General features: G+C 51.4%; 10 protein-coding genes. 3 read left to right on the top strand and 7 right to left on the bottom strand.

Annotated features, from left to right (window positions below; genetic code table 11):
- Positions 1–481 precede the first annotated feature (481 nt).
- Entirely contained in the window at positions 482–1,336 is an 855-nt protein-coding gene (locus NGM66_RS07580) for a DegV family protein (protein ID WP_208907562.1), read from the bottom strand.
- A 608-nt stretch (positions 1,337–1,944) separates the two neighbouring features.
- Here NGM66_RS07580 and NGM66_RS07585 point away from each other — a divergent pair.
- Together NGM66_RS07585 and NGM66_RS07590 are read left to right on the top strand one after the other, a co-directional pair.
- Entirely contained in the window at positions 1,945–3,321 is a 1,377-nt protein-coding gene (locus tag NGM66_RS07585) for an Nramp family divalent metal transporter (RefSeq protein ID WP_208907561.1), read from the top strand.
- Between the two features lie 111 nt (positions 3,322–3,432).
- Positions 3,433–3,951, top strand: coding sequence for a GNAT family N-acetyltransferase (locus NGM66_RS07590; protein WP_208907560.1), 519 nt, complete (start codon positions 3,433–3,435; stop codon positions 3,949–3,951).
- Positions 3,952–4,024: 73 nt separating this feature from the next.
- Here NGM66_RS07590 and NGM66_RS07595 read toward each other — a convergent pair whose 3' ends face one another.
- The 5 genes from NGM66_RS07595 to NGM66_RS07615 all read right to left on the bottom strand — a co-directional run bounded on the left by NGM66_RS07595 (position 4,025) and on the right by NGM66_RS07615 (position 9,641).
- Positions 4,025–4,774, bottom strand: a complete 750-nt coding sequence (locus NGM66_RS07595; RefSeq protein ID WP_208910962.1) for a glucose 1-dehydrogenase — start codon at positions 4,772–4,774, stop codon at positions 4,025–4,027.
- Between the two features lie 469 nt (positions 4,775–5,243).
- Complete coding sequence (locus tag NGM66_RS07600) at positions 5,244–6,659, bottom strand: NAD-dependent succinate-semialdehyde dehydrogenase (RefSeq protein WP_208907559.1); 1,416 nt, start codon at positions 6,657–6,659, stop codon at positions 5,244–5,246.
- Between the two features lie 298 nt (positions 6,660–6,957).
- Positions 6,958–7,524, bottom strand: a complete 567-nt coding sequence (locus NGM66_RS07605; RefSeq protein ID WP_258115521.1) for a TetR/AcrR family transcriptional regulator — start codon at positions 7,522–7,524, stop codon at positions 6,958–6,960.
- Between the two features lie 293 nt (positions 7,525–7,817).
- On the bottom strand, positions 7,818–8,345 hold the full coding sequence (locus NGM66_RS07610) for a methylated-DNA--[protein]-cysteine S-methyltransferase (protein WP_208907557.1): 528 nt from the start codon (positions 8,343–8,345) through the stop codon (positions 7,818–7,820).
- 84 nt (positions 8,346–8,429) lie between these two features.
- Positions 8,430–9,641, bottom strand: coding sequence for an NAD(P)/FAD-dependent oxidoreductase (locus NGM66_RS07615; protein ID WP_208907556.1), 1,212 nt, complete (start codon positions 9,639–9,641; stop codon positions 8,430–8,432).
- Positions 9,642–10,117: 476 nt separating this feature from the next.
- Here NGM66_RS07615 and NGM66_RS07620 point away from each other — a divergent pair, with 476 nt between their 5' ends.
- A complete protein-coding gene (locus NGM66_RS07620) occupies positions 10,118–10,765 on the top strand; it encodes an SDR family oxidoreductase (RefSeq protein ID WP_208907555.1) in 648 nt (215 codons plus the stop codon).
- 924 nt (positions 10,766–11,689) lie between these two features.
- Here NGM66_RS07620 and NGM66_RS07625 read toward each other — a convergent pair.
- Positions 11,690–11,989: a hypothetical protein gene (locus NGM66_RS07625; RefSeq protein WP_208907554.1), complete on the bottom strand. Its 300-nt coding sequence runs from the start codon at positions 11,987–11,989 to the stop codon at positions 11,690–11,692.
- Between the last annotated feature and the right edge of the window lie 171 nt (positions 11,990–12,160).

The raw sequence follows: 12,160 nt of genomic DNA on the forward strand, positions 1-12,160 counted from the left end.
CAGTGCCTGCGGCTGCCAGGGGTTCCGCCTGCTATGGGGAACCCCACTACAATGAGACTTGCACGGTCTGCCAATAGGCTGGCAGAGGCGAACCACAGCGCTGTCCCAACAACTCACAACTGAGCTTATAGTTGGCAGACCCTCGGCTACGATTGCGCCAATCAACGTCACACCGCTACCGCTTGGCAGCTGTAGCCCGGCCTACAGATCCGGACTAGTCAGCTACGACGGCTAGCGTTATGGATAGCTACCAACTCGCCGGAAGCAGGCAGGGGTGGAACCAGCTGTGTCGACCCAGTTAGCTGGCGTCCTTGGCCAGGTTACTGGGTGGGACGACTTCGAAGACTTGCGGGTTCTAGCAAGGCTTTGAAGCGAGGTGGAAGCCCGCCCTTCGGCTGGAACCGTTCCCCAGAGCAGGTGGAACCCCTGCCTGCTGTAGGCATCTGGTTTAGGACGTTTCAATGAAATATCTGTCGTTAAGCTAGTCCAAGACTTGGACGCCGACGCCGATGAGGCCGGGGCCCGTGTGCACGCCGAGGGCTGGCGACACGTCGCCGGCATACCAGTGCTCGACCTGCGGGTACTTGGCCTGCAGCTGCGTCAACACCTGTTGCCGTAGTTCAGGGTTGACCCCGTCACAAACGGCGATGTTCACCCGCTTGGCGTCCCCGACGGCCGCATCGATCAACGCCAATAATTTGGTAATCGTGCGCTTCTCCCCACGAACCTTAGCAATCGGATAATAGACACCCTCTTCGTCACAGGAAATAATGGGCTTGACGTTCAGCAACGTGCCGGCCATGCCAGCGACCTTGCCGATCCGGCCCCCGGCCTGCAAGTATTTCAGACTGGGCACGTAGAAGAAGACCTTGGTCTGCGCCGTGACCCGTTCGACCTCCTGGATGATCTCGTCAAAGCTGTGGCCACTATCCCGCAATTGGGCCGCGTAAATGGCCGCGAAGCCACTACCGATACCGACACTGCGGGTATTGATGACATGGACCGTCAGCGGCGACTCAGCCGCCAATAACTGGGTCTCTTGAAAGGTCCCAGACAGGGCGGCGGAGATGCAGACGGCAATCACGTGGGTGTAGCCCGAGGCCTGAATTCGGTCGAGCGCGTCGACAATCATTTTTCCCGTGGGACTGGCCGTCGTCGCCGATTCAGTGGCCTGGCGCCGATAGAATTCGGCTGGCGTGATCGTCAACCGGTCCTCGTAGACCCGGTCGCGGAAAATCACGTTCATCGGCATTAACGCCATGTCAGCAGCCTTCAAGACATCTGCCGGGACGTCTGAACACGAATCCACTAAAATGGCGATTTTTTCTGGTTGCATAGAAGTTACCTCATTTCTACTAGTTTCACGTTTTGATCTTATCTGTTATTATAACGCAATCATCTAGTTTTGGAAACTAGGTCATCTACCATTTGTTTCTAAACAACCGGAACCAATCGGATTATTTGCGTTTACACCTGGTCATTGCCCCAGCTTACCAGGGGCCACACCTTTTGGGTGAAAAAAGTTTTTGCCCCGCAAATTAACCAACGCCTAATACTGCGATTAGACCGACCCACTGGTTTGTGTCCCGTCCCCACCTAGTTTTAACTTTGTGCAGAATTCACACAGTGTGGTAGAAACCGCATGGAAACGGCACCATAAAAAATTTCGTCGGCACTTCGCCACCAATCAGCCATTTAAAAAAGTTAAGCACTCGAATATAAAAACTTTTTTGGCCCGCCAAAAATTATCCCCAACACGGTTGACTTTACGGCTAAATAGCCTATACTTACGGGTGGAATTAAAGCGCGTCATTAGAGTTAGTTTCGTAAATTTTGCCATTATTCGCACCATTTTCGCCACGCTGACGCTGACTCGCGTTTACCAGGAAAGGCAGAAGTCAATCGACTACCTGAATTTCTAAGCCAATAGAAAAGAGGGATTTTATGAAGAATCATGAAACCGACGAGAAGAAGCACCATATGATTCAGTCAACCGGGAGCGACCAAAAGAGCCTGGATGAAGTCAACGGAACGGTGGAGGTCCCACAAAATGCGGGCTTCTGGCGCACACTGATGGCCTATACCGGCCCCGGGGCGTTAATCGCCGTGGGGTATATGGACCCCGGGAACTGGATCACGTCCATCGCCGGTGGTGCTCAGTACAAGTACACGTTACTGACCGTGGTCTTACTGTCTAGCTTGGTGGCCATGTTGCTACAAGCCATGTCAGCGCGATTGGGGATTGTGACCGGTAAGGATTTGGCCCAATTGACCCGGGAACGAACCGGTAAGCGAACCGGCTTCGTCCTGTGGATCATCACTGAATTAGCCATTATGGCCACGGATATCGCCGAAATCATTGGGTCGGCCATCGCCTTAAAGCTGTTGTTCGGCTTCCCACTGATTGTCGGGATCATCATCACTGCCATGGACGTTTTGGTCCTGTTGGTCTTGATGAAGTTAGGTTTCAGAAAGATCGAAGCCATTGTGGCGACCCTGGTGGCCGTGATCCTCTTCGTCTTCTTATACGAAGTCATCTTAGCCCAACCACACATGGGGCAAGTTCTTCAAGGCTACCTGCCTTCTAGCAAGGTCGTAACCAATCACGGCATGCTCTACCTGTCCTTAGGGATCGTCGGGGCGACCGTGATGCCCCATGACTTGTATCTGGGGTCATCAATTTCACAGACGCGGAGCTTTGATCGCAAGGACCGCAAGAGTGTGGCCCAGGCCATCAAGTTCACCACGATCGATTCCAACATCCAATTGACATTGGCCTTCGTCGTCAACAGTCTGTTGCTGATCTTAGGGGCTGCCCTGTTCTTCGGAACGAACAGTGACCTGGGCCGATTCGTCGACCTGTTCAACGCCTTGAGCGATAGTCAAATCGTGGGTGCCATCGCCAGTCCAATCTTGAGTATGCTGTTCGCCTTAGCCCTCTTATCATCCGGGCAAAGTTCGACCATCACCGGGACGCTGGCTGGGCAGATCATCATGGAAGGGTTCATCAACCTGAAGATGCCACTTTGGGCCCAACGGTTGATTACCCGGTTACTCTCCGTGACGCCAGTGATCATCTTCGCCATCATTTACCACGGTAACGAGGCCAAGATTGAAAACCTACTGACGTTCTCACAAGTCTTCTTGAGTATCGCGTTGCCATTTGCCATGATTCCGCTGGTCATCTTCACCAGTAGTAAGGATCTGATGGGTGAATTCGTCAACCGGACCTGGAGTAAGATTCTGGGTTGGATCATCGCGGTCATTCTGATTATTTTGAACATTTACCTGATTTTAAATACGGTGGGTATCGTCAAGTAACTCACCACGACCAAACGGCTGGGACGCGTTCCTGGCCGTTTTTATTTTGGACACTTTGACTTTCCGCCTGGTAGCGCGTATAACTGGAGAAAAGGTTCAGGAGGTGCGCCAATGACACAACCAAAAATTGACCTACGCTCGCCCAATGTGGCGGATGCGCCGGCCTTGTTCGCCCTAATCCAACAAGACCAAGCCACCCTGGCTCGCTGGCTCCCCTGGGCGGCAACGACGCATTCGGCGGCCGATGAACGGATCTTCCTGCGCTACTGTCAGGGACGCATCGCGGATAAACAGCTTTGGTTGGCCGTCATTTGGGTCGACCAACAGCCCGCTGGCATGATCGACCTGCACAATTTCCAAGACCGCCACGCCGACGTCGGTTATTGGCTCGGCCGCGATTTCCGGGGACAAGGCGTCATCAGCCGCAGTCTCGCAGAGGTAGAGGCGGTCGGCTTTGACCAGCTCAACTTGGTCAAGTTAGAGATTCTAGCGGCGACCGCCAATCACGCTAGCCGCCAAGTCGCCGAACGCAATCACTACCAGTTGGATGGCATTTTGCGCCAGCACATCCCCACGACCACGGGATTTACCGACGCGGCCGTCTATTCAAAATTAGCTACCGAACATTAATCTACGACTGAAAAGAGAGGCCTGTGACGGTTATCGTCATCGGCCTCTCTTGGTGTCTTGCATTCAGTTATCGTTAAGCGCGTTGACCACCGTCAACCGTGAATTCGGCGCCGTTGGCAAATTTAGACTCGTCGCTCCCCAGGTAGACACAGACTTCGCCGATGTCTTCGGGTTCGCCCATGTGACCGACGGGGATGCCGGCAATAATCTGCTTACGTGCGGCTTCGGGAACGATAGCCGTGTCGATCCAGCCAGGGTGAACTGAGTTGACGCGGATATTGATCTTCCGTTGAGCCAGGTTTAAGGCCGTGGCGTGCGTCAACAGGCGCGTGCCCCCCTTGCTGGCGGAGTAGGCTGGGGCAAATGGCAGGCCCACCAGACCGGCAACTGAGGAAACGTTGATGATGGACCCCTTGGCGTCGGCGGTATCCTTCATGGCGTGAATGGCTGCCTTCTCGCCTAAGAAGTTTGCCGTCAAATTAACGTCGATCACCTTTTGCCAGTCGTCTAAGGACAGGTCTTCGATAGCGCCGTTAACACCGCCGATGCCGGCATTGTTGACTAAAATATCGACCCGGCCAAATTTAGCGACCGTGGCGTCAATGACCTTTTGCCAGTCCGCTTCCTTGGCAACGTCTTGCTGCACAAACAGGCTCACATCTTCACCAAATTTGGCAACGGCAGCATGCCCGCCATCAACATTATGGTTGGCAGTCAGAACCACCTTTGCCCCTTCACGCACGTAGCAATTCGCGATACCGAGGCCAATTCCGGCAACCCCACCCGTAATAATAGCCACTTTGTCCTTTAAACGATCTGTCATCATCAATCACCCTTTCAACTTTTGTACTTGTTCAGATTATCACATTTTATTTGATTTTTACAATAATTTTGCGTAATGATGAATTTTTAAGATTGATTCTTCCACCTAACTGATAACCTGATTAGCAAGGATGGCTGACTATTCCCAAAACATTTAGCGACTAACCCAATGTCATCGCCAAACTTCTCACAACTTTCCACTAAAAAAGGAGGCTGACAAGCAGCCCCTCAACACTAAATCTCTCACTTATGGCAGAGAATCGCCTATCGTAAACCTCTCACTTTTTGGTAGAGAATCACCAATTTATTTCTGAAAAAGCACAGCTCTTACCAGTGAATATACACAACTCGCATTAAGATATCAATCACTTTGTATGACTAATTATCACCCACTGGCATCCACTTTTTTGAGCCCATAAAAAGGGACAACCCACGACAGGTCATCCCCTCCAAAAACATCATTTCATTCTCTAAAACTTATGTGGCAAAATCAACCCACCAGTTTCATCATCATTCGGGTGGTCCCGCTTAACGACCAGTTCCTGGTTGACGAAGCTGGAAATCCCGGTTTGACCCAATTCACGGCCGAAGCCGGACTTCTTGACGCCACCGAATTCCAGCTCTGGCAATGAGCTGAAGAAGGTGTTGACGAAGACCATTCCCGTTTCAATCCGGGAGGCCAACTTAGCGCCCGCTTCTTGGCTGCCGGCAAAGACAATGCCGCCCAGGCCGTAGTCCGCATCGTTAGCCAAGGCAACGGCTGCGTCGTCATCAGCGACCTTGTAGACCTGCGCCACGGGACCAAACATTTCCTTACCATATGCCGGGTTACTCTTATCGATATCCGTCAAAATGGTTGGCATGAAGAATTGGCCCTCGTCGTCGATCGGTTCATGCACGTAGTAGGCCGTCGCGCCGCCAGCAATGGCTTCGTTGACCTGTACCTGTAGCTTTTCCTTCGCCTTCTTGGAGTTCATCGGTGCCAGCGTGGTTTCTGGATCCATCGGGTCGCCCATCTTAACTGATGAGAAGGCCGCCTTCAAGGATTCCAGGAACTCATCGTAATGGTTAGCCGTCACGATAAAACGCTTGGATGACGTGCAGACCTGCCCGGCGTTGTATAAACGCGCCCGCGGGGCAATCGCCTTCACGTCAGCCATGTTGGCGTCATGGGCCACGATAAAGGCATCGACCCCGCCAAGCTCCATGGTGTTCTTCTTCAAGTACTTGCCAGCCACTTCAGCGACCGCAGTCCCCCCACGTTCGGAACCGGTCAGAGCGACCCCTTGGATCCGCTTGTCAGCGACCACGTCAGACACTTGGTCGTAAGACAAGAAGAGGTTGGTCAACGCACCATCTGGCGCACCCGCGCGGCGAACAGCGTCTTCAAAAGCCAATGCTGAGGCTGGGGTGATGGCCGCATGCTTGTACACGATGGGGTCCCCTACCGCAAAGTTAGGCGCAAAGATCCGCATCATTTGGTAGTATGGGAAGTTCCATGGTTCGACCGCCAGCAGGACGCCTAACGGATGATTTTCCAATTGCGCTTCGCCGGCAATCGTTTCGATCTTGCGGGGCGTCAGGAGTTCTGCGGCATGGTCAGCGTAGTAATCCGCAATCATGGCACAGAGAATCACTTCACCCTTAGCTTCGGTGTACAGCTTGCCCATTTCAGTCGTTAACACCTTCGCGAGACTATCCGTTTCATCACGGAAAATTTGCGCCAGCTTGTGTAAGACGGGTGTCCGAGTAAAGACCGGATCATTCCGCCATGCTTTGTACAGTTTTTGTGCCTTGGCAAGACTTGCTTCCACGTATTCAGGTGTCGCGTTTTCATAAGTTTTGACTACTTCATTGGTATAGGGATTGGTAGTTTGGTAGGCCATCTTAATTTCCTCCTTATGGGGTTCTCCGTCATTCACAATGTAACCCCTTACGAGTGATACTATACCCGTCTAATTCCTTTAATACCAGTCTTTTGTTTGTGATTTTTTCAGCAAAATATTTGTGAAACCATCAGACTCATCCACTTTCAACCGGTTGCATTTTATAAAATTGGTCTACCATATCTTTACCAATGTTGGGGCTTAACCAACCGGCAAATTTGACGCGTTTGTGGCCATAAAAAAGACCCGGAAAATTTTCCAGGTCCCCGCGAATACTGCATGCAATTTTATGAGACGTCTAGCTCAACTTCCAACGATCCAAAATCCCGTTGAACAGCCGGTTAGCCGTCGTAATTTGGTCTAACACCGTTCGCGGATTTGCCGTGAAGCTGTCGTCAGCCCATTTATTGATGATGCCTAAAGCCCCGGACGCAATGAATTCTGCGGACGTGTCAATGACATCTTCCTTTAAGTAACGGTACTCGGGCATTGCATGGAGCAGAATTGACAATCGTGATGCCACAAATTCATTCATTGATTGACGCCAAACCCCATCATCATACGGGTAGGCGTTCAAGAAGATCTTTGAATGATCAGCGATGCGTTCGAGCAATTGAATCACTGCCGGTCGCCAGTTCTCTAAGGTCAAGGTCATGGGTTGTTCATGCCGTGGCGCTTCAACGATGAAGTGCTCGTAAACAAATGCCAACAACTCATATTTATCCGCAAAGTAATAATAGAACGTCTTCCGGTGGACTTCCGCCTCATCCGCAATTTCACGGACCGTGATCTTATCAAACGTATTGTGGTTCAACAACGAAGCCAAGGCCTCCGCAATTCGCTCCTTAGTTTCTGATGCAGCCATCGTGATACCTCCAATCATTTACACACTATCTATGTTTAAGTATCAAACGTTACTAGCAATCCCCCCAGAAACCAGTAACCTGAACTCACGTCCTAAGCTGACTAAAATTATACGCGTTCTCACGGCAGAAGAAACCCCTTTCGTGAAAAAACTCGACAATTTTATCAACCGATTATGTCTATTAATAATCGTACTCTAAAGTATTTGAACAGGATTGATTATAGCATATCTCCGGACTGATTGTACGATAGTTTTGTGCACAACGGGTAAAACACCCGCTATTTTTCTGAAATTCAGGGGGTTTTCCGTAAACTTACGTGCTCTTCGTTCGTTTTTAGCTGACCCTCCAGCCGCAACAGCGCTTGTTTACGCGCCATGCCGCCAGCGTAGCCGGTCAACGCACCATCACCGGCAACCACCCGATGACACGAAATAACCAAGCTGATCGGGTTATGCCCGACAGCCCCACCAATCGCCTGGGCTCCAACCAAATGCCCTAGTTGGTCACCGACCACCGTAGCCAGTGTCCCGTACGTCGTCACCTCGCCATAAGGAATCTGCCGTAGCTGCGCCCACACCGCCTGACGAAAGGGCGTTCCCGCGGGTTGGACCGGAAAATCAACGGTCGGATCTTCACCAGCGAAGTAGGCGTCCAGCCACGCCTGCACTTTGGCAAAAATTGGTCGTTGCGCCAACAAAGTCAGCTTGGGCAACGTACTTCCGTAATATTTCTGATCCACAAACCACAGGCCGTTTAACGACAGGCCATCTGACATGGCTGTCATCGGCCCCAACGGTGTGTTGAGCTGCTTTTGTAGCATGGCAATTCCACCTTTTTGTCTTATTTTACCATTAAAAAAGCGAGCGGGCTAATTTGCCCACTCGCTGATTTATTTGTCTGAAGTTTAGTGGTATAAATCAAAGCGACCCTTGGCTAATGTGGTACTCAAGTGGGCACTTTCCATCAAGGAGCGGTCAGTGATGATCTTCTTCATGGCAGACGCCACGTACCCGTGAATCTTCTTCTTACTACTGAAGATTTCACCAATACCATCACGGTCACTCAATGAGGCCACGGTCCCGCTGGACTTGTAGACGAACGGCCGCGTCTCGTGACCCCGTAAGGCCAAGCCGATGTTCTTCGCGGCGTGTGACCCACAAGCCAACGCGATTTGCGCCGTCGTTGGGTATGGCCGGCCGCTGTCTGGATCCATGACCGCGGAGACATCCCCAATGATGTAGACCTCTGGGTGACCTTCCAACGTCAGGTCGTCCTTGACCACGACCCGGTTACGCCGTTGTTCGAAGCCGGAGTCCGCAATGACTTGTGACCCACTGACCCCCACGGTCCAAACGATCGTGTTGGCTTTGACTTCGTGTTCTGCCTCGTCGTCACTATTTTTATCTTGGTAAACGACCGCACCCGGTTTAATTTCGGTAATCGCGGCGCCCAACTTCATTTCGATATGGTGCTTGGACATGAAGGCCAACGCGTAGTCTGCCAGTGACTTGTCAAACATTGGCAAAATACTCTTGCCCATTTCTAAGCAAACCACCTTGAAGGCTGGCGTGTTATAGCGCGTTTGGAGCTTTGGCAAGGATTGGCTGAGCTCGCCCAGCAGTTCGATCCCGGTAAAGCCGGCCCCACAGACCGCAATCGTCAAGTCGTTTTCATCTTGCGTCTGAGCGTAGTTTTTGGCTTTATTTTCAATGTGTTGGTAAACCGCCTCGGACGTTTCCAAATCATCCATTGGTAAGGCGTTTTCCGTCGCGCCCTTCAATCCGAACGTTTCGGACTGGAAGCCCAGCGCCAAGACCAGATAGTCATAGGTCAAAGGTGCATGATTTTCTAAGGTGACCTGCTTTTGGTCAACGTCGACGTTGGTGACCGTGTCGCGGATGAAGTTGACCCGGCTCCCGATCACATCGTTGATCTCATAGGTAATCCGTTCTGGCGCAATGGTTCCCGCCGCCACTTCGTGTAAGTTGGTTTTTTCCGTGTGCGTTCCCGTCTTATCGACCAGCACAATCTGGTCTTCGCTAGGAACCTCGCGTTGCAAGAACTTGACGGCCCGCATACCGGCGTATCCGCCACCTAGAACTAAAATCGTTGCCATAATGAAACGACCCCTTTTCTGTTATAGAAGTTCTCCCGAGTACAGCCAGTCGTTAACATTTCAGATGATTAAAACGGTTACATTTTAACCAAATAACCACTACTCCCCCCATTTGGAAATCAGTGGGTGTTCTAACTGTCAGGGATGATTTATCTCTATTATACGGCTTATCAGGTGAAAAACCAGCTTGAAACAATCGTAATCTTTTTCACAATTAATCACACACAACTCAATCGTTGTTAGGTCACTGTTTAACCGGTTTCTCGCCTGACAAACTGCCGCTGCTAATTATTAAAAATTATACCCAAAACCGGTAATTTTCGCCACCACTTTGCCTCCGACCTCAGCAATCAGTCCGCGATAAACCGAATTGGACTGACCCCCAAAACGCTAAGAAGTCGTTTTAGCTGAAATTCACGGCTGAAACCGTTAAAGTAGACCTTAGTTAAGTGACTCGCAAAACTAGGAGGAATTTCATGACAACTTTAATTATTGGTGCTCACGGTCACGTTGGCCAGCACATCGTCAAGCAACTGGCCGCTACCGGCGAGACCGTTTACGGTGGGATTCGCAATGCGCAACAGGCGGATACGATCAAGAGCCTCGGTGGCCAACCCCGGATGTTCGATCTGATGGGGACCGCCGACGCCATGGTTCCCGCGATGAATGATATCGACACGGTCATCTTCTCCGCTGGTTCTGGTGGCAGTACCGGCGATGACATGACCTTAAACATTGACCTGGACGGGGCCATCAAGGCCATGATTGCGACGGAAAAGGCCGGCATCAAGCGTTTCATTATGGTTAGTGCCCTGGGAACCGACGACCGGTCCTTCTGGGAAAAGTCTGGTATTCGCCCTTATTACGTGGCAAAATACTATGCCGACCAATGGTTACGCCACCGGACCAATTTAGCTTACACCATTTTACGGCCGGGCATGTTGACCAACGACGACCCGACTGGCAAGATCACCTTAGACCCCGCCAGCAGCGATACCAGTGCCATCACGCGAGCTGACGTTGCCGCAACGGTCGTGGCTGTCGTCAAGCACCCACTTCCCGGCAAGATCATTGAATTGGTCAACGGCGATGTGCCGGTGGCTGACGCGGTGAAAGGCGCTTAGTAAGATTCTTGACGGCGACACAGTCTGAGCTGGCTGCCTACTGTTCGCCAAATATGAGCCGAAACGCGGTGGGCGGCGGGACGAGCCGAAGAGCGGTCTCGTCTCCTCGTCCTTGAGCCGAAACCCACGTCTCAAAGACGCCAGTTCCCTAACCGGCATGAATCGTGCCGCTAAGGGAACTCCCACGGCTGAGCTCATATTTGGCAAACTTCCGGCTACAGAGACGCTCGACCACCAATCAACTTAAATCCAGTGCCAGTGATAGCCATTGCGTTTGGTGGTCAGTGGTCCAGCTAGATGGGATTCAGGTACTTATTTAGCTTTTCCATCTTCAGTAACGGCATTAAAATGGAGCGTCCGGCGACAATTGTCCCAGTCCCGACGCTCCTTTTGCATAACTATTTTTTTAGTTGCGGTTATTGCCAGCTAGGTCTGGCAATATCTCACCAGCCACAACAATCTGATTTTGTCAGTCCCAGATGGCACCGCTTCTAGCCAGTTATGCTAAACTAATTGTGGCTCACCGCCGTGATTTTAACGAATTGTCTGTACATATCATTTTTCAGCCATCCCTGGCGGATAGGTGCTTATTCAACTGAACTTTAACAGCAACATCCATTGATACCGCGGGCTAAACTAGTTGTCCCGCAAACACCCTCGTAGCCGAGAGTCCGCCAAATATGGGTTCAGCCGTGGGAGTTTCCTTGCCAGCGGTTTTAGCTGGTGAGGTAACTGGCGACTTTGAGACGCGCTCTTCCGGCTCAAAGTCGAGGTGTCGAGACCGCACTTTGGCTCGACCCGTCCGCCCACAGCGTTCCGACCCATATTTGGTGGACGGCAGGCGGCCAGTTCAGAGTGTGTGGCTGTGCCAACCTAGTTTTTATCGCATGCCAGCAATGTCCCGTTAAGCTTCGTTTGCTATGCTTACTTGAGCTGACTATCCGTGTGCTTTTGATCCAGATTCAATGCGCTAGCGTCCACGTTGGTTTGAACCTGTTTTGACAGTTGCTTGGTCGTCGTTGGCTTCTTCAGCCGAATCTTAATGACCTGCACTTCCGTATTCGGCCGCGGATTTAACGTGATCGTGGTCCGCTCGATTCTTGGCGCAGCAACCGCCATGGCCGGGTTAGTAGCGGCTGAGGCACCCGCCGACGTTGCCGTTACCGTGGCCAGTGCCATGGTCCCCAGCAAAACTTTGGTCATCATCATTTTTACGTTTGTCATTTCAACCACTCCTCAAATTTTTTAGCTTCGCGCTGTTGCAATGTCTTAGTTATACCATGGCGCGCGGCGTAAAATCTTTACGGCCAATTAAGGTTAATCTTTGAATTTCTTAGATTTCGTTTCCATTCTTTTGGTACACTATTGACAATCCCTGCCGATTAAGGAGTTTGA

This window comes from Levilactobacillus yiduensis (genome assembly GCF_024718525.1).
GTDB classification, from domain to species: Bacteria; Bacillota; Bacilli; order Lactobacillales; family Lactobacillaceae; genus Levilactobacillus; species Levilactobacillus yiduensis.